Raw genomic sequence first — 26706 nt, 5'->3', positions numbered from 1 at the left:
GCGATCCACCAGCACGTCCTCAAGGTTCCCGCGTCCGCCTGGACGCCGGCCGTCGAGGCGGACGGCGAGGTCCGGGACGGGGCCTGGGTCGCCGAGCTCACCGGCGACGTCCTGGACGGCTGGCCGAAGGGCATGCGGCTGATCGTGAGGAAGGAACGGCCGCATCCCGGGGCCCAGTTGCGGCTCACGGACGCGGACGGCATGAGGCTGACCTGTTTCGCGACCAACACCACCGACCGGCCGATCGCCGAACTCGAGCTCCGTCACCGCCGGCGGGCGAGGGCCGAGGACCGGATCCGGGCCGCCCGGGCCACCGGCCTGCGCAACCTGCCTCTGCACCGCACGGCCCAGAACAAGGTCTGGCTGGAGATCGTGCAGATCGCTCTCGACCTGCTGGCCTGGATGCCGATGCTCGCGCTGACCGGCAAGGCCCGTCTCTGGGAGCCCCGCCGCCTGCGGCTCCGCCTCTTCACCACCGCAGGACAGCTGGTGACCACCGGCCGCCGGCGGATCCTCCGCCTCGCCCGGCACTGGCCCTGGACCCGCCACATCACCGCCGCCCTCGAACGGCTCGCACTCCTGCCGAACCCAGGCTGACCAGCAGATCCACCCGTCCCTACGACAGCCCTTCCCCAACCGGAGCAGTGGAACCCGGCGCCACCCCGAGACGACACTCGGGCCCTCGCCCTGCCCGCCCTCAGCCCACAGCACGAAAACGGTCCACCGACTCCGTCGGCGGACCGTCACGAAACTTCGAGGTTAGTGGGTGTTCGGGCAACTCGGCTCATTGTTGACCGGGGGCTTTCATGGTCCAACCGGGGCCCGTTCGATTCCAACAGCGGGGCGGCCACGAAAGCCCCTCGTCCCAAAAGCCGGGAGACGGGCTCACCGTCTGCGCCGTTGGCGCGACACGGGCCTGCTCTTCTGCCGCCGAGCCGGGTATCGGTGGTGACCACGACGCTTACGGCACGGTCGGCGACCTCCAGGGGCACCCGCCGGGGGGCAGCGCTCTTCTCCGACCCCTTCGCTTCCTCGACCGAGGCATGGCCCGGGCAGGCCCGGCGCTCGGGGCTCAGGCGTCGAGCTTCGAGCGTCGAGGGCGGATCGGTCACCCGTTGGAGGGACGTCCCCCGGGGGCCGAACCCGGCGCTTGAGCTTCGGGATTCGGGGGTCGGGATGCGAGCGCCGGGATTCGAGCGATGTTGTTCACCCGGTAGGTAAAAGAAGGGTTTGGGAAAACCTCCCCACCCTCCCTGACCCGTCACGGCCAGCTGATATGACTAAAGGTGATCAAGTTGCCGCGCAACGTCACGGCTGCTTACGGTGCCCCAGACGAATCGACCCCGACGCGGTGTAGCAAGCACCGGCCGGGGTCTCACCCCAAGATCGAAACGGACGATCTCGTGGCTACCGAGCACCTTAGCCCTGCCCTTCGCGCACCCGCATCCTCGCGCCCGTACGCGAAAGCCCGCCCCGGCTACGGCAAACGCACCGCCCCGGGCCAACACCCGCCCCGACCGGACGACTTCGCCCTGATGCCGGAGCGCGAGCGGTGCATCGCCGCCTACGTCGACCGGCTCCCCGACGGCGCCGCGATGGACATCAAGTCCCTGGCCAGACACCTGCCCCTGTACGGGCAGATGGCCGTCTCCAGCGCCCTCAAGGCCCTCGGCGTGGCCGGACATCTACGGCGCGTACGCTGCCTCGCCGGCGAACGGGACCAGGTCCGCTGGGTCTCCCGCACCTACTGGTCCCGCACCGCCCACGACAACGAATGGTGGGACACCTTCCTGACCACCGCGAACAGCACTCCCCCACGTGCAGCGGCACCCACTCCCCTGTCGACCGACGCCGGTCGACAGACCCCGGCCCCGGCCCCGGCCCCGGTCGCAGCGGTGCCTCTGACGGCGCCTTCACCGCCGGACGCCCCGCCCGAGCCCGTCCCGCAGCCGACCGCGATCGCCGCAGAGGCCGCCGCCGCGCACATGGCTAACCCCGCGCCCGCAGTACCCACCGTGCCCCCGCAGCGCGCCCCTGCGGGGGCCCCCGCCGCACGCTCCTCCCCCGCGTACCTCGCCCTGGCCCAACTCGGCCGCAGAGACGCGCGCCTGGCCCTCTCCGCAGGCGACTGCCGCGCCCTGGAGCCCCTGGCCGCCGCATGGTTCACACGCGGCGTAAACGCTGACTACCTCACCCAGGCCCTCACCGCGGGCCTCCCCGCACAGGTCGGCTCCCCCATCGGCTTCGTACGCCGCCGCCTCACCGACAAGCTCCCCCCGCACCAGCCCAGCAGCCCCGCCCGCACCACGGCTTCTGCTCCGGTACGCCGTCTCCTGGCCGAATGCACCGAGTGCGGCCGCCCCGGCGCACCCGAAGCACTCCCCGACGGCCTCTGCCACACCTGCCGCCCCACCGCCCCGGACTACCCTTCGGCGGCCCCCACCGAGCCACCTGCCGTACGCGACGTCCACGCACTGGTCGGCCAACTCCGCGACCTCACTCGACTGCCCTGACCACCGCGCCACCATCGAAGGCTCCGGAGCCTGAGGCTCCAGAGGGGCCCGACAGGCCCTTCCCGCCCGGCGGTGCCGGGCTGCGCACTGACACCGACAGGCCTGGTTGCGAGCCCACCAGGGCTCTGTGCTACTTCTCGTAGTTGGCCAACGCGAGGCCCAGGGCGAAGAACGTGGGTGCCCACTCTCCGACAAAAATGCCCCAACGGTCCGCGCGTTCCTCACCCTTCTTCTCCATGCGCATCGACGCGTTCCAGGAGACGACGCTCAGGCCGATGGAGACGAATCCGGCAGCGTAGGCGTGCTCGGAGCGGATTCCGGAATCGTGCAGCTTCTTGACGATCACAGCGGTACTCGCATTCTTCGACGGGAAGGGATTCGGGACCTGTGGTCTACTCGAACACCACGTCGTCCACTCAAACGCCACTGCAGCAGCCCCGCCAATCGGGAAGGCCGGTCGGGTCAGTGCTCGGCCCCCGCCACAGCGGCGTGGATGCCGCACGGGGCCTCCGCCCGGTGCCATCCCTGCCCGCCGACCGCGTCCCGGCCCAAGGTCTCCTTCTTTTCCGCGTCCACGGTGATGACCGGTTGACCGCTCGCCGGACAGCAACTGGCTCTCTGCCCGCCGCCTGCCCCTTTCGCGTACATGCCCTGTCCCTACCGCGTACAACGGTGCGGCGACAGCGCGTCACCCCTGGTCACACAGAGCCATGATGCGTCAGCTTCATGGCATGACCAGCAAGAAACCGCCCCTTCCCGTGCGCCCTGCACCTTCCGCTCGCACCTCTCACGCCCGTTTTCCGTGGCACCAGTTCACGATGCGTTTCAGTTCGACCCCGCGCGGCGCCCGACTCGCCCGGCGCCTGGCCGGCGAACGCCTCGACGCGTGGGGCATCCCGTACGGAAGCGATCCGCACGACGCGCTGACGCTGGCCGTCGCCGAACTGAGCAGCAACGCGGTGCGCCATGGTCACGTGTCCGGCCGCGACTTCCGCCTCCGGATCACGGCCGAGGGCACGGCCATTCGCATCGAGGTCACCGACACCCGGGGCGAACACCTCCCCGGTCCCGCCGCCGGACCCGCGTCGCCCGACCAGGACGGCGGCCGCGGCCTGCTCCTCGTCGCCGCCCTCACCGACCGCTGGGGCTGGTATCCCAGCCCGGACGGGCCGGGCAAGACGGTGTGGGCGGTCCTGGAGATCTCCCCGTGACGCATGCCGCGCAGCGGGAGCGAGCGACGTTTCGGGGGTGTCCTGACGGTCGGCGAGATGATCTGGCTGCCGGGCGGCCGGATGCCGGGGCGTCGTGGCGATCGAGGCGACCTGAGACGGGGTGGCGTTCCCGTCCGATGCCGACGGGCTGAGAGCCGACGACCATGGTCGGCAGGGTCAGCGGGGCCGCGGCGACGGCGTCCGGATCTGCCGGGCACTGGTGGGCCGAGCAGGTTCGTGTCCCATGCGGCGGGTTCCGGCCGGCGGCCGGGAACAGCCTTGCAGACGGAAATTCGTACATGTGGTGATCCTTCGCATGACCACGGGTGGGAACGGGATACCGGAGCAGCGGCCGAGACGCTCAAACCGGAGGACGTGGGGGTTCTCCCCGATCCGTCGCCGGAGAGCCTGCCGGTCGAGAAGCCGGCGCAGACGGAGTAGGCCCACCCTCCCGCATTTCCGCAGCAACTGGTTCACCCGAGTTCCTGGATGTATATGCGGACGTTCCGGCAACGCGGCGAGGTGCCGTAGCTGTCGTCGCGTACCCGCCGGGAAGTGCGGGACAGCCCTTTACCGATTCACGTGAAGCTTCGAGGGCTCAGCCGGGTGAACGGGATTGTCCACACCGGCTGCGCAGCCGTGATCACAGCAGTGACGTCCGGACGTCCCGGACATCGCCGGCGGACCACCGTCACACCCGGGTATCCGGGCAGACGCATGACCACCGGCTCCCGGACAGCCCTCTTCCGCGCTCCTCCGCGCTCCTCCGCGCTCCTCCGCCTCCGCCGGACGGCAGATCGCCGCCCGGAGGCACTCGCCGCACCCCGGCGGGGTCCGCGCACCTGCCCGTGCTCCTCGGTCACCGGCCCGTCGTCAGCTGTCGTACCCGCGCCGGGGCGGGACCGGTCGACTCGCGGGGGATGTAGGTGGTGCGCAGGGTGTGGCGGCGGGGCTTGGCCGTGGAGCCGTTGACACGGCGGACCAGGATGTCGGCCGCGAGCCGGCCCAGCTCCTGCACCGGCTGGCCGACCACGCTCAGCTGGGGCCTGACCAGCGTGGCCCAGTCGGCGTCGTCGAAACCGATGACGGAGACGTCAGCGGGGATACGGGCGTCGAGGTCGAGCAGGGCGTCGAGGGTACCGAGCGTGGCCACGTTGTCGGTGGTGAACAGCGCGGTGGGCCGGTCCTCGCCTGTCATCAGTTCCCGCACGGCGGAGCGCGCCCGGGCCCGGTCGTATCCGGTGTGCCGGATCAGCTCCGCCTGGCGTGGGATGCCCGCGGCGCGCAGGGCGTGCCGGTAGCCGGTGAGCCGCTCGGTGGTGGTCCAGATGTCCGCGCCCGGCGCCAGCATCGTCGCGTTCTCGTCGGGGGACGCGGAGGTGATCACCGCGATGCGGGTGTGACCCTCGCCGGTGAACCTCGACACCGCGGCCTTGGCGGCGCCGCGGTTGTCCACCACCACCGTGTCCAGTGCCGCACTGCTCACCACACGGTCCAGGAGGACCACGGGAACACCCGAGGCCACGGCCCTGTCGAGGTGCTCGTGATCGGCGCCGGCGGGCGCCACGACCAGCCCGTCCACGCGCCTCTCCATGAACAGTTGCACTGCGGACCGCTCGGTCTCGGCGCACTCGTCACTGTTGGCGAGGACGACCTGGAGGCCGGCTCTGGCCGCGATGTCGGTGACTCCGCGCACCGCACGGGCGAAGTAGGCGTTCTCCACGTCGGCGACGACCACGCCGAGGGTGTTGGTGCGCCCACTGATCATGCTGCGGGCCACGGCATTGGTGCTGTAACCGAGTTCGGCGGCGGCGGCCAGCACCCGCTCCCGGGTGGCCGCGCTCGCGGAGCCGTATCCACCCAGGGCCCGGGCGGCGGTGGCCTGTCCCACGCCGGCATGCCGGGCGACGTCGGGGATGGTGACGCGACGCGGCGGACGTGGGGGGCTCGGCATGGGCGGTCTCTTCACAGGTGACGGCTCGGCGGACGCCGAGGAACGGGTCGATGAAATCCGCCGCCATTCAACCATTGACGGACAGTGCCTTCCGATGGGTAAGGTACGAGCCGGTTGGTAACGTTATCAAAGTTCATCGGCCCCCGCCCCGCCTGCCTTCTCCCCGGCCGGCCACGGCAGCTCCTGCCCATGCCCGGCCCCGATTCTCCCGCCCCGAACACCGGAGGTACCACGGATGGCAACCGACACCCCCTCGCCGCCACCGGCCACAGGCCCGGCCATCACCCTCGTCGACGTGGTCAAGGGCTTCGGCGGCGCCCCGGACGCGGCAGCCGTCCGCGGCGTCAACCTCTCCATCCACGAGGGCGAGTTCTTCTCGCTACTGGGACCGTCGGGCTGTGGCAAGACCACCACCTTGCGCATGATCGCCGGGTTCGAGGAGCCGACCGGCGGACAGATCCTGCTGCACGGCCGCGACATGGTCGGCGTGCCGGCCAACAAGCGTGACATCAACATGGTCTTCCAGTCCTACGCCCTCTTCCCGCACCTGAGTGTCGCCGACAACGTGGCCTTCGGACTGCGCCGCAAACGCGTGCCCAAGGAGGAGATCCGCGACCGCGTGGAGAAGATCCTGCGCACCGTCGAGCTCACCGACAAGGCCGACCGCCGGCCACGCCAGCTCTCCGGCGGCCAGCAGCAACGCGTCGCCCTCGCTCGCGCGTTGGTCAACCGCCCGCGCGCACTGCTGCTGGACGAGCCGCTCGGCGCCCTCGACCTCAAGCTGCGGCAGTCCATGCAGTTGGAACTCAAGCGGATTCAGCGCGAGGTCGGCATCACCTTCATCTACGTCACGCACGACCAGGCCGAGGCGCTGACCATGTCCGACCGGATCGCGGTGATGAACCACGGCCTGGTCGAGCAGGTCGCCCCGCCCCAGGAGGTCTACGAACGGCCTGCCTCCGCGTTCGTCGCCGGGTTCATCGGCACCTCCAACCTGATCGGCGGGTGCCTGACCTCAGTCGGTACCGACACCGGGGTGCTGGACCTCGGCGACGGCCAGCGCGTCACCGTCCCTCTGCGCGGCTCGCACAGCGCCGGGACGATCGTCGAAGTCACGGTGCGCCCGGAGAAGATCACCCTGACCAGCGGGCCTGCCGACAGCGCCAGCCGTGTCCGGGGCACCGTCCGGGAGGTGGTCTACCTCGGCACCTCCACCAGTTACACGGTGGACACCGCCACCGGCGCGGAAATGACCGTCTTCCAGCCCAACGACGGCTCCGCCCCGGTCAACCCGGCCCGCGGCGACACCGTCTGGCTGTCGTGGGCCACCTCCCACTCCTACCTGCTCACCACCGCACCGGCCCCCGCGGCGACCGCCGCGGCCCCGGGTGCCCTCACTCCGCGCTGACGACAGGCAGACCACCATGCCCGAGCACTCCACATCCTCCGCGCCCCGGCTGCGCGGGCTGACCGAGCGCCGTCTCTCCCGGCGGGGTCTGCTGCGCGCCGCGCTCGGCGCCGCCGCACTCTCCCCGCTCGCCGCGTGCAGCGTTCCCGGCGCACGCGTTCACGTTCCCACCGGCAAGGCGGAGATCGCTGCGGCGGTCAGTGACTTCTGGACCGGCAAGAAGGGGTCCGGAAAGCTGGACTTCGTCAACTACACGCAGTACATCGACGTCGACCGCGCCGACCAGGGCAAGCACCCCACCCTCGACGCCTTCACCCGCGAGAGCGGCATCAAGGTCACCTACAGCGAGCTGATCGACGACAGCGCCTCCTGGTTCGGCAAGATCCAGCCCGAGTTCGCCTCAGGTCAGGGCATCGGCTACGACCTGATGGTCGTCGGCGGCGACAGCTACCTCACGAAGTACATCCAGCTCGGCTACCTCGCCCCGCTCGACCACAGCCGGCTGCCCACCTTCGCCGAGTACGGCGGATCCGCGTTCAGGAACTCCTCCTTCGACCCCGGCAACGTCTACACCGTGCCCTGGCAGTCCGGCATGACCGGCATCGGCTACGACCCGGCCAGACTCGGCCGGAAGATCACCAGCTGGCAGGACCTGCTCGACCCGAAGCTGCACGGCAAGGTCGGCATGTGGAACGACGCGGTCCAGATGGGCAACATCGCCCTGCTGGCCGTCGGCGTCGACCCGGAGACCTCCACCCACGGCGACTGGCGCAAGGCGGCGGCCTGGCTGCGCAAGCAGCGCGACGCCGGCATGGTCCGCTCCTACAGCACCGCCACGTACCAGTCCTCGTTGCAGCGCGGTGACCTGGTGGCCTCGCTGGTGTACTCCGGCGACGTCTTCCAGGCCAACCAGAGCGGCTCGGAACTGGAGTTCGTCATCCCCGACGAGGGCGGTCTGCTGTGGACCGACAACCTCTGTATCCCGTCGACGGCCTCCCACCCCGTCGACGCACTCACCTACATGGACTACGCCTACCGGCCCGAGGTCGCCGCCAGGATCAGCGAGACCGTGCAGTTCGTCTGCCCCGTCCCCGAAGCCCAGCGATTCGTCGCACGGGACGCGGCCGCCGCCACCGGCAAGCAGCGCACCGTACTCGACGCTCTGAGCACCAGTCCCCTGGTTTTCCCGACCGAGGCCGACAAAGCCAAACTGCGCCACCTGCGGGTGCTCGACGAAGAGGAGGAGAAGCAGTGGAACGCGCTGTTCGAACCGATCTACCAAGCGTGACCCGGCGCCGCCGCCGTCCCGGGGCCGCGTGGGCCCCTTACTGGATGATCCTCCCGGGCTGGCTGTGGCTGGCCGCGTTCTTCGTCACCCCGGTGATCGTCATGGTGTCGCTGTCGCTCCAGACCGGCGACTTCGTCAACGGCTTCCGCCAGACCTTCCATTTCCAGACCTACGCCGACGTGGTGCGCACTTACCACGTGCAGCTCGTCCGGTCCCTGGTCTACGGCGCTGCCGCCACCGTCGCCTGCGCTGCCATCGGCTACCCGGTGGCCTACTGGATCGCCTTCCGGGCCGGCCGCCACAAGTCGGTGTTCCTCTTCGTCCTCCTGCTGCCGTTCTTCGTCTCCTTCGTCATCCGCACCCAGTCGTGGAACGTCGTGCTCGCAGACAACGGCGTCCTGCTCGGGCCGCTCAAGGACTGGGGCCTGCTCCCCGCCGACTTCCACCTGCTGGCCACGCCCTACGCGGTGATCGGCGGACTGACGTACAACTTCCTGCCGTTCATGGTGCTGCCCGTGTACGTCGCCCTGGAACGAGTGGATCCCAAGGTGATCGAGGCCTCCACCGACCTGTACGCCTCCCGGGCAGGAACGTTTCTGCGCGTGGTGCTGCCGCTGTCGCTGCCCGGCGTCTTCGCCGGAGTGCTGCTGACCTTCGTGCCCGCCTCGGCCGACTACGTCAACGCCGGCATCCTCGGCGGCCCCTCCACCACCATGATCGGCAACATCATTCAGACCGAGTACTTCACCAACCTCGACTACCCGGGCGCCGCCGCCCTGTCGTTCGTCCTCATGGGCGCGCTGCTGCTGGCCGTGTTCACCTACGCCCGGGCGCTGGGTACCGATGACGTGTTCGAGGCGGCCGCGCGATGACCACACAGACCACCGCCCCCGCCTTCGACCTGCCCGCCGCGGCGAAACCCCGGCGGGCCGGGCGCCGCCGTCCGACCCTGACTCTGTACTCCGCGCTCGTACTGGCCTGGTTGCTGCTGCCGATCGCCGTCATGGTGCTGTTCGGCTTCAACGACACCGGCAGCAAGGTGAACTTCACCTGGCAGGGCTTCACCCTGAACTGGTACCGGCACCTGTTCGCCATTCCCAACCTGACCGCCGCACTGGTCAACAGTCTCACCGTCGCCCTGGTCGTCGCCGTGGTCGCCACCCTGCTGGGCACCCCGATCGGGCTGGCCCTCGGCCGCTACCGCTTCCGCGGCCGGGGCTCCGTGGATCTCCTGATCTTCGCCGCCATCGCGGCACCCGAGATCGCCCTCGGGGCCGCCCTGCTGTCGCTGTTCATCGTCATGGGTGTTCCGCGCGGCTACTGGACGGTCGTCATCGCGCACGTGGCGTTCTGCATCCCGTACGTCGCCATCACCGTACGGGCGCGCATGGCGGGGCACGACCCGACGCTGGAGGAAGCAGCCCGTGACCTGGGGGCGGGCCCCTGGACCGCGTTCCGGCTGGTAACCCTGCCGATGCTGCTGCCCGGCGTGGCCTCCGGTGCCCTGCTGTGCTTCGCCCTGTCCATCGACGACTACGTCATCACCAGCTTCAACGCCGGCCGGACGGTCACCTTCCCCCTGTGGGTCTACAGCGCGAGCCGTACGGGCGTGCCGCCGCAGGTCAATGTCATGGGGACGCTGATCTTCGTCGGCGGCCTCCTCATCGCCGGCGGGAACGTCCTGTTCTCCCGGCGCCGCGCGGCCTGACCCGGCCGGTTTCAGGACCCCGGCTCACGGCACACGCCGGCCGGTACGGAACAATCCCGAAGGAAAACATCACCGTGCTCTCTTTCAACGAAACCGAGTTCGTCTCCCAGACGGCAAGCCTCGTGGCGCTGCGCCCCCAGATCGAGAAGGTCGTCGACCGTCTCGTCGACGAGGGGTACGACAACATCCTGCTCGTGGGCGCGGGCGGGACCTACGCGCAGATGTGGCCCTACGAGCACCTCGCGCGGCGGTCCTCGCTGCTCCCCGTCCGTGCCGCCGTCGCCGCGGAGCTGGTCGTCTCCGGCGACGCTCGTATCGGTGAGCGCACCGCCGCCGTCTTCACCTCCGTCTCCGGCACCACCGAGGACAGCCTCCGCGCCGTCGAGTACTGCAAGTCCCGGGGCGCCCACACGATCGGCTTCACCGGCATCGCCGACTCACCCCTCGCGCAGAACGTCGACACCGCGCTGATCTCCGAACCCAAGGCATGGCCGTTCGACGTCCAGTTGCTGCTGTTCCTGGGCCGACTGCTCTCCCACCGTGGGGAGTTCGAGGGATACGAGCGCCTCGCCGACGAACTCGCGGGCCTGCCGCGCATCCTGGTGGACGTCGCCCGGCAGGCCGAGCCGGTCGCGGCGGCCTTCGCGGACGCCCACAAGGACGACGACTACCACTTCCTCATCGGTGGCGGGAACCTGTGGGGATACACCTACCTGTACTCCATGTGCATCCTCGAGGAGATGCAGTGGCTGCGCACCACCCGGGTGCACAGCGCGGAGTTCTTCCACGGTTCACTGGAGCTGCTGGAGGAGGACACCAGCGTGATCGTCTTCCAGGGTGAGGACGAGACGCGCGCGCTGACCGACCGGGCCGAGGCGTTCGCCAAGCGCGTCTCCAAGGACGTCACCGTGTTCGACACCCGTGACTACCCCCTGGAGGGCATCAGCCCCGAGTTCCGCGGGCTGCTCTCCCCGCTCGTGATGGACACCGTGATGGACCGGGTCAGCAAGCACCTGGAGCGGGCTCGCGACCACTCCCTCGATCTGCGCCGCTACTACCGCGTCATGGACTACTGACCGCCGGACCGATTCCCCTCGTCCGTCCACCCCGCGCGCCGGCGCCTCCTCGCCGGCGCGCCCACGGCGGGTGCGGCGTTCCTCCACGCCGCACCCGCGCCCTGGGAGACCCTGATGAACGTCCTCGGCTTCGGTGACAACACCGTCGACCGCTTCGTGGACCGCGGCACCGACTACCCCGGCGGCAACTGCGTCAACGTCGCCGTCTACTCCCACCGGCTCGGTATGGACGCCGCCTACCTGGGCGTATTCGGCGATGACGACCTCGGCGCCTTCCTGCGCACGGCAGTAGCGGCACAGGGCGTCGCCGTCGAGCGGAGCGTGGTGCGCCACGGAAGGACCTCGGTCTCCACCCTGGAGGTGCGGGACGGCGACCGGGTGTTCCTCGGCTACGACGGTGGCGGCGACGCGGTCCGCGAGCCACTCGCCCTGGACGCCGGTCTGCTGGCGTACGCGGCGTCGTTCGCCGTGGTGCACTCCAGCGTCTACTCCGGCACCGAGTCCGGACTCGCCGAACTCTCCGCCGCCGGCCCGCTGATCAGCTTCGACTTCTCCGACGAGGAGGAATACCGCACACCCGCCTACCTCGACCGCGTCTGCCCGCACATCGACCTGGCCCTGCTGTCCTGCTCGCACCTGGACGAGGCCACCACGCACGCCCTGCTCGCCGAGACCGTGCGACGGGGGGCGGGCATCGCGGTGGCCACTCGCGGCCTCGACGGGGCGATCGCTTACGACGGCACGGTCACGGCCACCACACCGGCTCACGCGGCGGACCCCGCCACCATGTGCGACACGATGGGCTGCGGGGACGCCTTCCTCGCCGGATTCCTCGTGTCACTCCTACGGGACGGATGGACTCGGCACACCTCTCCGGACCGCGAAGCGATGCACCGCGCCCTGCGGCACGGCGCGCTCGCGGCGTACAACCAGTGCTTCGTGGAGGCAGCCTTCGGCTGGGGCCGTCCGACGCCGACGGCCAGCACCGGCGAACGAAGCCCGACCGAGCACACCGGCCGCTGACACGACGATGCGGACGACGGGAGCCGAGCGGGCCGGAGCCGTCACCTCGGCCGACGGGCCCGGGGGTGCCCCAGCAGCCGGCCGAACGCCCCTGGCGCGTACGCTGCCTCGCCGGCGAACGGGACCAGGTCCGCTGGGTCTCCCGCACCTACTGGTCACGCACCGCCCACGACAACGAATGGTGGGACACCTTCCTGACCACCGAGAGCCACCAGCCCACCCCGCCGGAAGCGCCGCCCGCACCGAGGTCGGCCGACGCCTACGCCGGTCCACAAGCCCCGGTCATCACTGCGTCCTTGAGGGCAGCCCCCACACCCGCCACCCCGTCCGAGCCCGCACCGCAGCCGACCGGGACCGCTCCCGAGGCTGCCCCCAGGCCATCCCCGCAAGCGTGTCGCACCCCGAACCCGTAGCACCCGCCGTGCCCGCGCAGCGCACCCCGGCGACAACCACTCCCCCGCCTACCTCGCCCTGGCCCGACTCGGCCGCACGGACACGCGCCTGGCCCTCTCCGCAGCCGACTGCCGCGTCCTGGAACCCCTGGCCGCCGCATGGTTCGCACGCGGCGTAAACGCCGACTACCTCACCCAGGCCTTCACCGCGGGCCTCCCCGCACAGGTCGGCTCCCCCATCGGCTTCGTACGCCGCCGCCTCACCGACAAACTCCCCCCGCACCAGCCCAGCAACCCCGACCGCACCACAACCGCCACCCCAGCACGCCGCCTCCTGGCCGAATGCACCGAATGCGGCCGCCCCGGCCCACCCGAAGCACTCCCCGACGGCCTCTGCCACACCTGCCACCCCATCACCCCGGCACCCCTTGCCGAGCCACCAGCCGCACGCGACGTCCACACCCTGGTCGGCCAACTCCGCGACCTCACACGCCTGCCCTGACCACCGAAGCCCACGAGGCCCGGGCCCCGGGGGCCCGAAACACCCACTTCTGAACTGCGACCGCCTCCTATGCTCTGGCCGTGGACGGTTATCAGAGCCTGACAGCATTGATCGAATCGGCCTGGGAGAAGTTGGAGAACCGCGATGGGGACCGCCGGGACCTCTGCGTCGATGTCGTCAGCGATGTCCTGGAGACGGGCCGTCTGACGCAGGCCGACGCTGAGTGGGCTGTCGAACGCCTCGTCACCGTTGCGCTCTCCGATGAGGGCTACCCGGTGAAGGAGTCCGCGCTGCACGCAGTCTGCACCGCCTCCACGCACTACGAACTTCCCTACCGGCTGATCAAGCCGCTCGCAGCTGAGCTGGATGGCTTCGAGCCCTCGCTCCTCACCTATGTCCTGGCAGTCCTCGGCTGCACTCACGATCAGGCGGCACTGGCGGTCGTCGAGCGATTCCACCGACACCACCATCCCGAGGTGCGCAGGGAGGCGGCGGAGGCGGTGACAGAACTGCGCCGGCACCGGGAGCCCGCCAAGGACAAGACGGCTCAGAGCCGCGCGTCCGGCCCTGCCCGGCGGGTTTCCGGCCAACGGCCGGGAACAGCGTTGCAGACGGAAATTCGTACATGTGATGATCCTTCGCATGACCACGGGTGGGGATGAGATACCGGAGCAGCAGCCGAGGCGCTCAAAACTGGAGGACTTGGGGGTTCTCCCGGATCCGTCGCCGGAGAGTCTGCCGGTCGAGAAGCCGGCGCAGACGGCAAGGCCCGTGCGGGCAGCAAAGCCGCTGGAGTCCGAGGATGCCCGGATGCGAACGGCTCGCAGGGAGTTCGCTGTGCTGCTGGGCGAGTTCCGGCGTACGGCGGTGCTGGTGCCGCTGGATGGCAATGGAGACCTGTGGTCGGCCGATCAGAACGGGGTGCGGTGGATCTGCGCGTTCTCGGACGAGGAGGCGCTGGCCCGGTTCGCGCGGGCTCGGGGGGATGCCGGGCGGGAGTGGGCGTACCGGGCGGTGCTGGGGGCGCGGTTGCTGGATGTGATGGTGCCGTTGCTGCCGGGTCCGGCGGGGGTGGCGCTGGATGCCGGCAGCGAGGACGGCGGGATGTTGTTCCCGCCCGTGGCAGGCATCGTGCCGGACTCGGTCGCGGTGGATCTCGGGGGGACGCGATGAGTGGGGAGAGTTCTGATCTTCACGTGCCGCCGGCGGCCTTGGCGGAGATCGCTAAGGGCATCGATCTGGCGCACGCCGAGTTGAAGGAACTCGGCTTCGTCGGGCAGGCGTCCACCGGGCGGGGTTTCTCCGATCTCGCTTTGTCGGGACTGGAGTTGGGGCATGGCGGGCTGACGTCGGAGTTCGAGACGTTCTGCAACCGCTGGGAGTGGGGTGTCCGGGCCTTGACGCAGAGGGGGAACGGCTTCGCCCTCGGGGTCGGCCTGTCGGCGGGTTCGTTCGCGGAGCAGGAGCAGTACATCAAGGACTCGTTCAAGATCGGTGTGAACTCCGTGAACGGCAATCCGCACGCCTCCGAGGAGGAGGTCAAGGCCATGAGCTGGGACGCGGTCAGCGGGCAGTCCCCGTACGACGGGGCGGACTGGAGCCGGGAGTCGATGAGTGAGGCCCACGGCGAGGTGAAGCAGACCTGGCGGGACACCACCTACGACGTGGAGGACGCCGCCCTCGACTCCATGGAGCGTAACGGGCTGGTGGACCCGGCGGTGCGGGCAGCGGCGGATGAACGGCTGAGGGAACAGCTTGATCCGTCGCAGGAGACGATCGACCAGGCCGAACAGCCGCGATGGGGGCAGGGCGACTGATGCCGGACTGGGGGGAGTTCGCCGGGGACCTGTACGACGGAGCGGGGAACCTTGTCGACAAGGGCAAGGAGATCGTCGGCGAGGGGATCGACAAGGGCACCGATGTGCTCGGCGCCGGCCTGGAGAAGGTCGGTGCCGACGAGTGGGCGGACAAGGTCGAGGACTGGGGGGACGAGACCGCGTCCTCCCTGGGTGCGCAGGTCGGTGAGCAGCAACTCGGGCAGAGTGAGGAAGCGGACGAGCTGATCCACGGCAGGCCGGAGAAGATCGCCGCGGCGGTGAAGAACCTGCGTGACTTCCGACACGCCTTCGACCTCGTCGGCAGCGGGATGAAGAAGCTCGACTCGGGTCACTGGAAGGGTGTGGCCGCCGACACCTTCCGGGAGAAGTTCCAGACACTGCCGACCGACTGGGTGCGCGCGGCTGCGGCTTTCGAGGACGCGGCCGCGGCGTTGGAGACGTACGCGCACACAGTCACCAGCGCGCAGAGCAAAGCCGGCGAGGCGATCGCTCTCTACAAGGAGGGCAAGCAGGACTACGAGACGGCTGCTGCCGCGTTCAAGGAGAAGGCGGAGGCGTACAACGCGGTCCGCAACACCGACCATCCACTCCCGCACCCGGGGAAGTTCTCCGATCCGGGCATGGTCAAGCGGCAACAGGCGCAGGAGACCCTTCAGCGTGCACGGCGGGCACGCGACGAAGCCGCCGAAGCGGCGAAGAGCCTGATCACCGCGGCGATGGCCCACGCACCGAAGGAACCCACCGGCTTGGACCGGGCCAAGCAGGAACTCTTCGACTACGGGGTCGGCCAGGGCATCGAGCTGGCCCACGTCGGCGGTGGTGTCATCAAGGGCACCGCGGGTCTGGTGAACTTCGTCCGCTCGGTCCACCCACTGGACCCGTACACCATCACGCACCCGGCCGAGTACTACAAGGGCGTCAACATGACGCTCGCCGGCCTCGTCTCCAGCGCCGCCAACCCGGATCGGACACTCAAGAACGCCTGGGACGCGGCCAAGGGAGACCCCTCCGAATTCTTCGGGCGCCTCCTCCCCGAACTGGTCGGCACCAAGGGCGGTGGCCTGCTCAAGGGCGGCCTGCGGGCCGGAATGAAAGACCTCATCGAACGCCCCAAGGGCAAGAACCGGCAAGGGCACGAGAAGAACCCCGAGTCCAACGCCAAGAAGTGCAGCGAGGTCAAGTGCGCAGCAGACCCCGTCGACATCGCGACCGGGCGCATGCTGCTCCCCCAGACGGACATCGTGCTGCCGGGATCACTGCCCCTGGTCTTCGAGCGCGTCTTCGACTCCTCCTACCGTGCCGGCCGCTGGTTCGGTACCGGATGGTCGAGCACGGTCGACCAACGCCTGGAGATCGACGCGGAAGGCATCGTCTTCAGCTGCAACGAAGGCAGCCTCCTCGCCTACCCGCATCCCGCCCCCGGCGCCCCCGTCATGCCCACGCACGGCAGGCGCTGGCCCCTGGACCGGGTGGACGACGGCTACACCGTCACCGACCCCGAAACCGGCCACGTCCGCCACTTCGTCGACCAACCCACCGGGGAGCTGGCGCTCCTGGCCCAGATCGACGACCGCAACAGCAGATGGATCACCTTCGAGTACGACGAGACAGGTGCTCCGACCTCGATCGTGCACCACGGCGGCTACCACCTGAAAATCACCACCCACGAGGGCCGAATAACCGCCCTCCACCTGGCAGGCGCCGCCCCCGACGGCACCGACCAGGAAATCCTCCGCTACGGCTACACCGACGGCCACCTCACCGCAGTCACCAACTCCTCAGGCAAACCCCTGCGCTTCCACTGCGACGAACTCGGGCGCATCACCGCGTGGACGGACACCAACAACAGCCGGTACGAGTACGTCTACGACGACCAAGACCGCTGCGTCCATCAAGGCGGCACCAACGGCCACCTCGAAGCCCACTTCACCTGGGACGACACCGACCCCGCCACCGGCCTGCGCATGACGTCCATGACGGACAGCCTCGGCCACACCACCCGATACCTGATCAACGACCGCTCACAGGTCGTCGCTGAGATCGACCCCCTGGAGGCGGTCAACCGCTTCGAGTACGACCGCTTCCACCGCCTGCTCTCCGTCACAGACCCCCTCGGCCACACCACCCGCTCCACATACGACGAGCATGGTCGCCTCACCTCGGTGGTACGCCCGGACGGGCGAGAGTTGACCGCCGAATACAACGCCCTCGGCCTACCAGTGCGGGTCAAGGGCGCGGACGGAACAATCACCCGACAGACCTACGACGAGTGCGGCAACCGAACATCGGTGACCGATCCGGCTGGCATGACCACTCTCTTCGCGTACAACGAGGCCGGACACCTGACGGCCGTGACCGACCCACTCGGCCACACCACCCACACTGTCTTGGACCGGACCGGACTGCCGTCGGCGGTCACCGACCCGCTGGGCGCAGTGACCCGCTACAAACGCGACGCCTTCGGCCGCCCCGTCGCCATCACCGATCCGACCGGTGCCACGATCCATGTGGAATGGACGGTGGAGGGCCGGCTCTCCCGCCGTACAGCCCCGGACGGCGCGAGCGAGGCGTGGACATATGACGGTGAGGGCAACTGCACCGGTCACACTGATCCCATGGGTGGTGTCTCCCGGTTCGAGTACACCCACTTCGATCTGCTCGCTGCCAGCACCGGAGCGGACGGGATACGCCACGAGTTCGAGCACGACACCGAGCTGCGGCTGACGAGAGTTATCAACACTCAGGACTTGACGTGGAATTACAATTACGACGCGGCCGGGCGCCTGGCCTCCGAGACCGACTTCGACGGCCGCACTCTGACCTACACACGCGATGCCATGGGCAGGCTCGTCTCGCGTACCAACGCCCTGGGCCAGACGGTGCGGCTCGAACGCAACGAGCTGGGCCAGGTGCTCCGTAAGGACGCGGCTGGCGAGGTCACTACGTACATCTACGACCTGACCGATCAAGTAGCGCAGGCCACCGGACCGAGCGGCAGCACACTGACGGTACTGCGAGATCGATTCGGCCGGGTGCGCGAGGAGACAGTCGACGGCCGCCTGATGACCTACTCGTACGACGAGCTGGGGCGTCGTACGGGCCGTAGGACCCCGTCCGGCGCATCAACGACCTGGTCATACGACGCAGCCGGACGCCGCACCAGCATGCTGGCCTCCGGCTGGGCCATCGACTTCGCCTATGACGAGGCCGGCCGCGAGCTGACCCGCCTCATCGGTGAGACGCTGACTCTGGAGCACACCTTCGACACCCTGGGCCGCCTGACCACCCAGGCGATGGCGGGGGTGGACGGCAGCCTGGTCCAACAGCGCGCGTACACCTACCGCGCTGACGGCCATCTCCTCAGCACCCTCGACCATCTCTCAGGCGCCCGCCGCTTCGACCTCGACGCGATCGGTCGGGTGACGGCGGTCCACGCAGCCAACTGGACTGAGACCTATGCCTACGATGAGGCCAACAATCAAATCCAGGCAACCTGGCCGTCGGACCACCCCGACCAGGAGGCAGTAGGCGCTCGCACCTACGTTGGAACCCGCATCACCCGTGCAGGCGATATCCGCTACGAACACGACGCCCTCGGCCGGATCACCCTCAGGCAGAAAACCCGACTGTCTCGCAATCCGGACACCTGGCGCTACGAGTGGGACGCCGAGGACCACCTCACCTCGGTCGTCACCCCAGACGGCACCCGCTGGCGCTACACCTACGACCCGCTGGGACGCCGCACCGCGAAACTACGCCTGGCGGAAGACGGGGAAACGGTCGTCGAACGGGTGGTGTTCACCTGGGACGAAACGACCTTGTGCGAGCAGACCACCACGTCCACCGAGCTACCCCACCCGGTCACCCTCACCTGGGACCACCAGGGCCTGCAGCCCCTGGCTCAGAGAGAACGCATCACCGCCGCCGATGCCCCGCAGGAACAGATCGACGCGCGCTTCTTCGCCATCGTCACGGATCTTACGGGCGCACCCAGCGAACTCGTCGACGGCGAGGGCCGGATCGCGTGGCGCACACGGAGCACGCTCTGGGGCATGACCACCTGGGCCGCGAACAGCACCACCTACACGCCGCTACGCTTCCCAGGGCAGTACTACGACCCCGAAACGGGCTTGCATTACAACTACTTCCGCCACTACGACCCTGCGACAGCCCGGTACCTGACCTCGGACCCGCTCGGCTTGAAGGCCTCACCCAATCCCGTCGCGTACGTGCGCAACCCGCACGCTTGGGTAGACCCTCTCGGCCTCGCACCCTGCCCGTACATGGATGTCTACCCCAGCGGGAAGGGCATCGTGGCGGAGTTGGACTCCCGGGGCATCATGAGTCTGGTTATCGAGAAGGGGCCGGACACCCCGCGCGGTTCAGAGATGTTCGATAACGCCATAAGAAATTTCGGAGACGACGTACAGGGCGTCAAGGGTTACTGGCAGAACGGAGGGACTTTGCGAGATAATTTGGATTCCTTCAATTCCGCCGCACGAAGCTCCTCCCCGGGTGACATGCAAGCCCTTGAATCTGCTGCACGATCCACGTTCACCGGTAAAATGGCCGCGCGTCATGGCTTCACGGAAGTCGACATCGTCGAACTGAGAGGCCCACATGGAGATTACAGTCACGTCGGCGTAGTATTCAGACCACCTCTCCACTAGCCACCCAGAAGAAGGAGAAACGGAATATCCATGGGTAATAATTTTGTACAACAGGTTGCGATCACCCTGCGAACGGCCCACCACGAAGGCTCGAATGCAACCGAGCTTGCAACATTGGCAAAGGATACTCTTGGCCCGGCATTCGGCCCGGTTTCCTTCGTAGCCGTATTTAACAGCGCATTCGGAATTCCAATAGACATTCTCCAGCGAGCGCTCGCCTGGCGAGGGTTCAATTCTAGCACTAACACCATCTCGGATGAAGAGTTCACAAATCTCCTCACCAAATGGCTCAGCGAAGGTTCGTGAGGCTCGCGATATGCCACTCAGGGCCGGACGGTTCCCGGATCGCCCAGCAGGTCGCCGACGAGTTCAGAATAGCCGTGCGGGCCCCGATCGAGAAGGTGGGAACAACATCGATTATGGGTACCGGGCACATGTCACAGATCGACAGAGGTGGATACTGCAAGGCTTCCCCGATCTCAATTGGGTAACCGTGTGGAAATGATCGGATTTTTCCAGGAAATGCATTCCGGTGATTCGGAGGTGTTTCGCGAATCAATCAAAGGGAAGGCGCGAAGCCAGACTTCCTACCCTAAGTCAAAAATAGTGGGATATCTGCAGTCTGGATATCCGATTTTTGACATTATGGAAAAAACATCAGATGTCATCGAGGAGTCCTTCCAAGTTCCTGGCGGTTCGTCACTGATGTCAGATGGCCAGTTCGTGTGGCGTTTGGACCTGGCAGCATACGTCGAAACTTACAATATCGACCTGCCGTCACGTTTCCTCTCCTTCGTCATAGAAAATGAATTCTCCGTACCCTCCGTGAGCCGCCAAAGACTCCTGAAAATTTCCATCGCCGCAGGCAATGCATTGGGTTTTCGTGTAGACGGTGGGGCCGGACGGAACGCCGGTACATGATGGGCCGGTTCATGAGGCACTCCAAGACTGGTGCTTTCTCAAAAAGGGCCGTGCAGTAATCGGCCAGGGAAGCGGAAAGTGCGTCCAGTCTCATCGAAGCCTATGTTCATCCGGACCAGGGTTGGCGGGCACCGGAGGTGTTGTCGAACTCACCAGTCTTCGCGGCTCGTGCTGCCCCGTCTCGGGGCGAGTCTGCATCTCTGGGGTCCGGACTTGCAGTAACGAAACCGAGCGCCCCATTATTATTATTCGAGGAAGAGGACTGAGAATGCCCGAAGGTGAGGTCCGGAGTTGACGAGAAACTCTGCGTTCTTGCAGTTTGACGGCAATCGAGGGAGCAACGCCCACGTCAGCACCCTCTCCCGTAACAGCCATTCATTTCGTTACTAGAGTGGATGTAGAGGCGACAAAACTATCGCACGGCACCCCTCCGCACTTGACGAGGTCGACCACCAGTGGCAAATTCACGCTGCCGATCGACTCGCCCCGCCAGGGGGCCGGAGAATTCATTATTCTGCCGCCGGGAGGCGGGGGTTCCTCTATCGGCTGGGTCCGGGTGAGAGACACCGGCGGAGACGGCCTCCCCTCCCGCATTGCCGCAGCAACTGGTTCACCCGAGTTCCTCAGCTTGTCAGCAGACGGTAAAATCTTGTTCGCGGTTTCCGAGGAGGACGACGAGTACTGGATCGTCATCCGCCGGATAGCGGCGTGATCAAATTGAGGTTTCGGTACGCTCGGAAAAGGGAGAGCCGAGTGGGGGTTCAATCTCGGAGATATCACATGTGAGGAGAAAAAGGGGTGGGGGGCAGGCCACACTCCAGTCCATAAAATGATGACCTATCTTTCTGCTATCCTCCTCGGCTCCCTCAGGAAGCTCATAACCGGCGCGAAGAGGAAGGTAGAATTTGCGGGTTCCGGCACATCGTTTCGCCTCGACTCAGGTGCAATAACAAATAACAGGGGTTGCGTATTTGTGTCCGCGAAGGGTGAACTGCTGGGATGATCCATTCTCGAGGATCTTACATATGAATCCCTCGGCCCGGCTCAAGACCTTACTGATGGAGATCTTTCACGTCTCCCCGTGAGGGATACCGCAGAAAGCGATTACCTTTCCGCTGTGGCGAAAGTACGCCGCGACAATCACATTAAAGCGGAAAGCTAAATTCTGCAAAGAAAGCAAGGCAGCGTGCTCCGCCTCTACATCACCTGGCGGAACAAACTGACAGCCGATACTCGCATACCCACCACTCATCACCACGCGGGTCACCGTCGGCTGACACCTTGCCAAGGCGGAAGATAAGACCACGTAGACCCACCACGTCGATCACGAACTTATCCAGGCGCAGCCCCGTGCACTTGCTGCTGGGGCGACAGCCACGCCATTGCGGCCGCAGCCCGCGTCAAAGGACGGCCGGGTAAGCCCGCTCCCTCGCCCGCAGCTGTTGGGCCCCGCGCGCCTCGGTGTCCGGACCTGCTGTCAGGGCTTCGGCGTAGTCGGCTGACGTCCGCTCCCTGACGAATGACCAGGTTGAACGGGATTCGGCGCAGAACAGGCACGAACGCCCGTGGTCATGGAGTTTCTTCCCTCTGTAATCCTGGGAAGTCCGTCCTGCCGACTCGTCATCTCCGATCTCCCCTGTCCTTGACCAACTCGGTCCCCAGCCGCGAGCCGCACCCAGGTAGATTCCGGACCTCCTGGAACGCCGGAGTCGGGCCTCCATCTCATGCGAGACCCGACTCATCTGTGGTTATGACGTTTTCGACGAGATCACCACGGATCCTCCCCCTGAGGCTTGCTCAAGTGCTCACCCCGGCACATCCCGATCATGCAATGACCCCGCCGCTCTGCCGGGCCGGCCGGCGCTCAGTCCTCGTCCGCAGGGTTCAATACGATCACCCCGGAGTCGTTCGCCGGCCGGCCCTCGTTGGGCATCGTGTACGCGAAGAAGGCCCGGCCGGTGGCGTTCTTGATCACCTCGTCGACGTGGAGGCCGAAGGTGAAGGTGCGAGAGGCGTCCTCCAGGATCGGCGTGTCGAGGTAACAGAGGTAATCTCCCTCTGCGCCTTCCCATCCCGCCGGGCGGCAGCCCTCGGGAACCGTGGTGCCCGTGGTCCCCGGGGGCAGGTCGACCCAGAAGGTGACCGGTTCACCGCCTGAGCGGAGCAGGGCCAGCCAGGCGGGGCCGTGGTTCTCGAAACCGATGTCCACGGACACGGTGCTGCCCTTGCGGGCCCGCAGCCGCTCACCCGTCAGGTCGAGGTCGAAGGTGTTCGCCGTCGGGAAATCCATCTCCGCGTAGCGGGTGTAAGCGGGCTGGTCCGCGTCCGGCACGCGGACCAGATCCAGCGCCGATCCGTCACCCGGCTCGTAGTCGCCTTCGGTCAGCAACTCCCGCGCCTGGTCTGCGGGCACCGCGCTGAAGCTGTAGGACATCGTGTCGTAGAGCGCGAAGCCGGCCGTCGCGATCGGGAAGGGCTCGCTCAGCCCGTATGCCGCCTCACCGGCGAACTCGCTGTCGAAGATGCAGAGCGCCGTGGAGCGTCCGAACACATCGTCGGGGTCGCGCGGCTCGTACCAGCAGTTGCTGAAGGTACCGGGGAAGGACAGGCCCCGGCTGCCGGTGATCCGCAGCAGGACGCCGTCACCACCCAGCCCGCCGACGTTCCGGAAGCCCAGCGGTGCCTGGAAAGTGTCACCGGCCTGGAAGCCCGCGGGCTCGGTCAGCTGATGCATCAACAGTTCCGGGCCGCCCACCAGCACGTCCACCGTGTGCCCGGTGAAGGCCAGACCCTCGCCCACGGCCGTTATCTCGATGGCGCCGACATCGCCCGCGGTGCTTCCGTCGGTCACATCGAGGCGGATGCCGCCGAGGTCGTTGTAGTCCTGGCCCGCGTAGATCTCGTAGTTGTTGCAGGTGGCGACGAGCCCGTCGACGGAGCACCCCTGCCACCCGCCGAGCCGGGAGAAGTCTACTGCGGCGACGCCGGCCAGGGAGCTCGCGTCCACCGTGACCGTGTACTCGCCGGTGTGGATCGGCCAGGTGACGCCGTTTTCGTCCGGTACCGGCTCGCCGGGCGCCCGGAGGCCCAACTGGATCTGAGGCTCACCCGGCTCACCCGGCTCACCCGGCTCCGGGTGCAGCGAGAGGTTCACACTGTCAGGGCCGGTGATCGAGACCGGCAGCGGTTCCTCCTGGGCATGGGCAGGACCGGCCAGGGCCGTGCCGGCCAGGGCGGCCAGCACGAACGCGGAGAGGGTACGCCGCGCGACGACGAGAGGATTCATGAGACCTTCCGCAGATCGGACATCATGCGCCCCAGATCGGTGACGCGTACTCATGACCCGTAAACCTGCTGAAAGGTTGCCCAGAAACGCGACATGCCCATGTCGAAAGGGTGGCAGAGGGGATGACCCCTTCCCTGCGTGCCTGCACCTCTGCGAGGGCCCCGGAAGTCCGTGAGGGCCCCCGGGTTCGTCCGGGGTGAAGAGCGCCCCCTCATCCCCCCGGCGCGAACAGCGCGTCCTGGGCCGCCTCGCGGGCCGCGAGGACCGCGCCGCTCAGGACCGCTCCGCCGCCCAGGCGTCCGGCCCTCACCTCGGTCGGCAGCGGGGACAGCCGGGCGAGACGCTCCTCGACCCGGGACGCCAGGGCCTCGCCGCCCGCCCGGCCGACCTCGCCCGCCAGGACCACACAGCCCGGGTCGAGGACCGCGACGACGGAGGCCGCGCCGAGGGCGATCCGGTCGGCGAGCGCCGACAGGAACGCCTCGCCCCGGGGCCCACCGTCGGCGACCGCGGCCTCCACCGCGAACGCGGCGGCCGGGTGCTGCTCCCGTTCCCCGTCCGCCGCCCCGGCCGGGACCGTTACCCCGATTCCGTGGGACGCCGCCAGTTCGCAGACGGCGACCGAGCCGGCCAGGGAATGGAAGCCGCCCTCGCAGTTGACGGCCGAGGGCACGCCCCGCGTGCCGGGTACCGGCAGGAATCCGATCTCGCCCGCGCCTCCGGACGCGCCCCGCCGCAGCACCCCGTCCAGCATCACCGCGGCACCGATGCCGTGCCCCAGCCAGAGCAGGGCGAAGGTGTCCCGGTCCAGGGCCGCTCCGGTACGGTGTTCGGCCACGGCGGCCAAATTGGTCTCGTTCTCCACCACGACCGTGGCGGGCAGCCGCCGCTGGAGCTCCTTGACCAGGCCCCGGTGCCAGGCCGGCAGCCCGGCGGTGTCCCGGAGTTCGCCGGAGGCCGGGTCGATCAGCCCCGGCGCGCCGATGGCGACGCTGTGCAGCGGCGCCGTTCCGGCCGCGCGGGCGGTGCGCTCCACCATGGCCACGGCCTGCTCGACGGCCGGCCGGGTCCCGGCGTCGCCGACGATGGGCGAGGTGGCCTCCGCCAGGGTGGCGCCGAGCAGGTCGGCGACGACCACGGCGACGCTGTCGGTCCGTACGTCGAGTGCGGCCAGGTGCGCCCGGTCGGCGACGATCCCGTACAGGCGCGCGTTGGGGCCGCGCCGCTGGGAGCCGCTCTCCCCCACCACCCGGACGAGGCCGGCCTCCTGCAGCCGGTCCACCAGGTCGGCGACGGTGGGACGGGAGAGTCCGGTCAGGGTCTTCAGCTGCGTGGCCGTCAGCGGGCCGTCCTGCTGGAGCAGTCGCAGGGCGAGCCGGTCGTTGATGGCCCGGGCGGTGCTCGGGGATGCGGGCATGCGGGGATCCTTCCAGATCACTGCGGGTCCGCCCTCACGGGCTATTTATCAGGCAGGGTTCCTGATAGTTTACGGCCCGCACCGCACACTCGGACGCCCAGGGCGCCGGCGGTCGACACAGTCCAGGGGAGGGTACGGCGTATGACGACGGATTCAACGGTTCCGGTCTTCGGTACGGAGCAGGTCAGGCGGGCGAGGTACGCGGTGGCCGCGGTCTTCGCCGTGCACGGGGCGGTGACCGGGAGCTTCGCGACCCGCGTGCCGTGGATCCAGGACCACGCCTCGGTGAGCGCGGGCCAGCTCGGGCTCGCCCTCGCCTTCCCCGCCATCGGCGCCACCCTCGCGATGCCGCTGGCCGGCCGCATCAGTCACCGCTTCGGCGCCCGGACGGCCCTGCGGGGGCTGCTGGCGCTCTGGACGCTGTCGCTGGTCCTGCCGGCCGTCGCCCCGAACCTCCTGGCGCTCTGCGGCGCGCTCTTCGTGTACGGGGCGAGTGCCGGGATGTCGGACGTGGTGATGAACGCGCTCGGGGTCGAGGTGGAGAACCGGCTCGACCGGTCGATCATGTCCGGGCTCCACGGCATGTGGAGCGTGGGCGCCCTGATCGGTTCGGCGGCCGGTACCGTCGCCGCCCACGTCGGGGCGGACGCCCGGCTGCACCACGCGGTGGCCGCACTGGTGCTCACCGTGCTCGGACTGGCCGCCTGCGGGGGCGTACTCGACCTGCGCAGCGCACCCGACGAGGAGCCGCCGCCGCGGTTCACCCTGCCGCCGAAATCGGCCCTGCTCATCGGCGCGGTCGGCTTCTGCGCGGTGTTCGCCGAGGGTGCCAGCATGGACTGGTCGGCGGTCTACCTGAGGGACGTCATGGACAGTTCGGCCGGGCTCGCGGCGGCCTCGACCACGGCGTTCGCCCTGACGATGGCCGTGGCGCGGATCGCCGGCGACCGGGTCGTCGACCGGTTCGGCGCCGTACGGACCGTACGCGTCGCCGGACTCCTGGCCACGGCGGGCGGACTGCTGGTGGTCCTGTCGCCGAACACGGCGCTCGCGCTCTGCGGCTTCGGGCTGCTCGGACTGGGTGTCGCGGTCGTCGTGCCGCTGGCCTTCGCGGCTGCCGGGCGCAGCGGGCCGAACCCGAGCCGGGCCATCGCGGGTGTGGCCACCATCACGTACACCTCCGGGCTGATCGCCCCGTCCGCGATCGGATCGCTGGCCGAGGCGACCTCGCTGCTCGTGTCCTTCGGTCTGGTGACGGTGCTGGCCTTCGGTCTGGTGCTGGGCGCCGGAGTGCTGCGCGCGGGCGACCGCAAGGTCGCCGAGGGCGGCGTACGGGCCGCCGCTCAGTCCCCGGCCGCGAGCACGACCGGGGACTGAGCGGCTGCCGGCCGGAGCACACGCGCTCCCGCCGGCAGCCGGGCACGGCCCGTTCCCGGCCGGGACCCGGTGGCGGCCCCACCCGACCCCGTAGCCCCGAAGCCGCCGCGTCCTCCGGAACC

The 26706-nt window shown here is 68.5% G+C and carries 20 protein-coding genes; 16 read left to right on the top strand and 4 right to left on the bottom strand.

Annotated features, from left to right (window positions below):
* Together ACH4VO_RS16475 and ACH4VO_RS16470 are read left to right on the top strand one after the other, a co-directional pair.
* Positions 1–597: transposase (locus ACH4VO_RS16475; protein WP_398440953.1), on the top strand; the 597-nt coding region annotated here is incomplete at its 5' end.
* Between the two features lie 806 nt (positions 598–1403).
* Entirely contained in the window at positions 1404–2513 is a 1110-nt protein-coding gene (locus ACH4VO_RS16470) for a MarR family transcriptional regulator (RefSeq protein WP_360998104.1), read from the top strand.
* Between the two features lie 130 nt (positions 2514–2643).
* Here ACH4VO_RS16470 and ACH4VO_RS16465 read toward each other — a convergent pair whose 3' ends face one another.
* Positions 2644–2859: a hypothetical protein gene (locus ACH4VO_RS16465; protein WP_360998106.1), complete on the bottom strand. Its 216-nt coding sequence runs from the start codon at positions 2857–2859 to the stop codon at positions 2644–2646.
* A gap of 385 nt (positions 2860–3244) precedes the next feature.
* On the opposite strand from ACH4VO_RS16465, the gene ACH4VO_RS16460 reads away from it, so the two are divergent.
* Positions 3245–3724 (top strand): ATP-binding protein, encoded by a 480-nt coding sequence (locus ACH4VO_RS16460; protein WP_360998108.1) that lies wholly within the window; start codon positions 3245–3247, stop codon positions 3722–3724.
* Positions 3725–4583: 859 nt separating this feature from the next.
* Here ACH4VO_RS16460 and ACH4VO_RS16455 read toward each other — a convergent pair.
* The gene (locus ACH4VO_RS16455) at positions 4584–5678 is read right to left on the bottom strand and encodes a LacI family DNA-binding transcriptional regulator (protein WP_360998110.1); all 1095 of its coding nucleotides are present in this window, start codon (positions 5676–5678) and stop codon (positions 4584–4586) included.
* Between the two features lie 235 nt (positions 5679–5913).
* Between ACH4VO_RS16455 and ACH4VO_RS16450 the strand changes: the two genes are divergently transcribed.
* The 12 genes from ACH4VO_RS16450 (at position 5914) to ACH4VO_RS16395 (ending at position 20504) form a co-directional block, all read left to right on the top strand.
* Entirely contained in the window at positions 5914–7086 is a 1173-nt protein-coding gene (locus ACH4VO_RS16450) for an ABC transporter ATP-binding protein (RefSeq protein WP_360998112.1), read from the top strand.
* 16 nt (positions 7087–7102) lie between these two features.
* The gene (locus ACH4VO_RS16445; protein ID WP_360998114.1) at positions 7103–8374 is read left to right on the top strand and encodes a spermidine/putrescine ABC transporter substrate-binding protein; all 1272 of its coding nucleotides are present in this window, start codon (positions 7103–7105) and stop codon (positions 8372–8374) included.
* Positions 8375–8418: 44 nt separating this feature from the next.
* Entirely contained in the window at positions 8419–9246 is an 828-nt protein-coding gene (locus ACH4VO_RS16440; protein ID WP_360998115.1) for an ABC transporter permease, read from the top strand.
* Positions 9243–10082 carry an ABC transporter permease gene (locus tag ACH4VO_RS16435; RefSeq protein WP_360998117.1) on the top strand — a complete coding sequence of 280 codons (840 nt, stop codon included), beginning with the start codon at positions 9243–9245 and terminating at the stop codon, positions 10080–10082. The genes ACH4VO_RS16440 and ACH4VO_RS16435 overlap by 4 nt, the downstream gene beginning before the upstream one ends.
* Positions 10083–10156: 74 nt before the next feature.
* Positions 10157–11158 (top strand): SIS domain-containing protein, encoded by a 1002-nt coding sequence (locus ACH4VO_RS16430; RefSeq protein ID WP_360998119.1) that lies wholly within the window; start codon positions 10157–10159, stop codon positions 11156–11158.
* A gap of 114 nt (positions 11159–11272) precedes the next feature.
* Entirely contained in the window at positions 11273–12181 is a 909-nt protein-coding gene (locus ACH4VO_RS16425; RefSeq protein WP_360998121.1) for a PfkB family carbohydrate kinase, read from the top strand.
* A 974-nt stretch (positions 12182–13155) separates the two neighbouring features.
* A complete protein-coding gene (locus ACH4VO_RS16420; protein WP_360998122.1) occupies positions 13156–13737 on the top strand; it encodes a hypothetical protein in 582 nt (193 codons plus the stop codon).
* The gene (locus tag ACH4VO_RS16415) at positions 13718–14248 is read left to right on the top strand and encodes an SseB family protein (protein WP_360998123.1); all 531 of its coding nucleotides are present in this window, start codon (positions 13718–13720) and stop codon (positions 14246–14248) included. The genes ACH4VO_RS16420 and ACH4VO_RS16415 overlap by 20 nt, the downstream gene beginning before the upstream one ends.
* A complete protein-coding gene (locus ACH4VO_RS16410; protein WP_360998125.1) occupies positions 14245–14892 on the top strand; it encodes a hypothetical protein in 648 nt (215 codons plus the stop codon). Before ACH4VO_RS16415 ends, ACH4VO_RS16410 begins: the two co-directional genes overlap by 4 nt.
* Entirely contained in the window at positions 14892–19583 is a 4692-nt protein-coding gene (locus ACH4VO_RS16405; RefSeq protein WP_360998126.1) for a putative T7SS-secreted protein, read from the top strand. The genes ACH4VO_RS16410 and ACH4VO_RS16405 overlap by 1 nt, the downstream gene beginning before the upstream one ends.
* Positions 19584–19613: 30 nt before the next feature.
* The gene (locus tag ACH4VO_RS16400; protein ID WP_360998127.1) at positions 19614–19889 is read left to right on the top strand and encodes a hypothetical protein; all 276 of its coding nucleotides are present in this window, start codon (positions 19614–19616) and stop codon (positions 19887–19889) included.
* Between the two features lie 195 nt (positions 19890–20084).
* A complete protein-coding gene (locus ACH4VO_RS16395) occupies positions 20085–20504 on the top strand; it encodes a hypothetical protein (protein WP_360998129.1) in 420 nt (139 codons plus the stop codon).
* Positions 20505–22368: 1864 nt separating this feature from the next.
* Here ACH4VO_RS16395 and ACH4VO_RS16390 read toward each other — a convergent pair.
* Positions 22369–23790 carry a hypothetical protein gene (locus ACH4VO_RS16390; RefSeq protein ID WP_360998130.1) on the bottom strand — a complete coding sequence of 474 codons (1422 nt, stop codon included), beginning with the start codon at positions 23788–23790 and terminating at the stop codon, positions 22369–22371.
* Between the two features lie 211 nt (positions 23791–24001).
* Complete coding sequence (locus ACH4VO_RS16385) at positions 24002–25207, bottom strand: ROK family transcriptional regulator (RefSeq protein ID WP_360998132.1); 1206 nt, start codon at positions 25205–25207, stop codon at positions 24002–24004.
* A gap of 141 nt (positions 25208–25348) precedes the next feature.
* Between ACH4VO_RS16385 and ACH4VO_RS16380 the strand changes: the two genes are divergently transcribed.
* A complete protein-coding gene (locus ACH4VO_RS16380) occupies positions 25349–26584 on the top strand; it encodes an MFS transporter (RefSeq protein WP_360998134.1) in 1236 nt (411 codons plus the stop codon).
* Positions 26585–26706 lie beyond the last annotated feature (122 nt).

Source organism: Streptomyces sp. NPDC020780, from assembly GCF_044334475.1.
Lineage (GTDB): Bacteria > Actinomycetota > Actinomycetes > Streptomycetales > Streptomycetaceae > Streptomyces.
The sequence above is the reverse complement of the archived record's forward strand: the minus strand, read 5'-3'. Positions and strand labels throughout refer to the sequence as shown.

Coding starts and splice junctions, on each gene's coding strand:
- ACH4VO_RS16435 (WP_360998117.1), top strand. CDS start 9,243: ATGACCACACAGACCACCGCCCCCGCCTTCGACCTGCCCGCCGCGGCG.
- ACH4VO_RS16400 (WP_360998127.1), top strand. CDS start 19,614: ATGGGTAATAATTTTGTACAACAGGTTGCGATCACCCTGCGAACGGCC.
- ACH4VO_RS16385 (WP_360998132.1), bottom strand. CDS start 25,207: ATGCCCGCATCCCCGAGCACCGCCCGGGCCATCAACGACCGGCTCGCC.
- ACH4VO_RS16390 (WP_360998130.1), bottom strand. CDS start 23,790: ATGAATCCTCTCGTCGTCGCGCGGCGTACCCTCTCCGCGTTCGTGCTG.
- ACH4VO_RS16445 (WP_360998114.1), top strand. CDS start 7,103: ATGCCCGAGCACTCCACATCCTCCGCGCCCCGGCTGCGCGGGCTGACC.
- ACH4VO_RS16440 (WP_360998115.1), top strand. CDS start 8,419: ATGATCCTCCCGGGCTGGCTGTGGCTGGCCGCGTTCTTCGTCACCCCG.
- ACH4VO_RS16460 (WP_360998108.1), top strand. CDS start 3,245: ATGACCAGCAAGAAACCGCCCCTTCCCGTGCGCCCTGCACCTTCCGCT.
- ACH4VO_RS16455 (WP_360998110.1), bottom strand. CDS start 5,678: ATGCCGAGCCCCCCACGTCCGCCGCGTCGCGTCACCATCCCCGACGTC.
- ACH4VO_RS16395 (WP_360998129.1), top strand. CDS start 20,085: ATGATCGGATTTTTCCAGGAAATGCATTCCGGTGATTCGGAGGTGTTT.
- ACH4VO_RS16415 (WP_360998123.1), top strand. CDS start 13,718: ATGACCACGGGTGGGGATGAGATACCGGAGCAGCAGCCGAGGCGCTCA.
- ACH4VO_RS16405 (WP_360998126.1), top strand. CDS start 14,892: ATGCCGGACTGGGGGGAGTTCGCCGGGGACCTGTACGACGGAGCGGGG.
- ACH4VO_RS16450 (WP_360998112.1), top strand. CDS start 5,914: ATGGCAACCGACACCCCCTCGCCGCCACCGGCCACAGGCCCGGCCATC.
- ACH4VO_RS16380 (WP_360998134.1), top strand. CDS start 25,349: ATGACGACGGATTCAACGGTTCCGGTCTTCGGTACGGAGCAGGTCAGG.
- ACH4VO_RS16425 (WP_360998121.1), top strand. CDS start 11,273: ATGAACGTCCTCGGCTTCGGTGACAACACCGTCGACCGCTTCGTGGAC.
- ACH4VO_RS16410 (WP_360998125.1), top strand. CDS start 14,245: ATGAGTGGGGAGAGTTCTGATCTTCACGTGCCGCCGGCGGCCTTGGCG.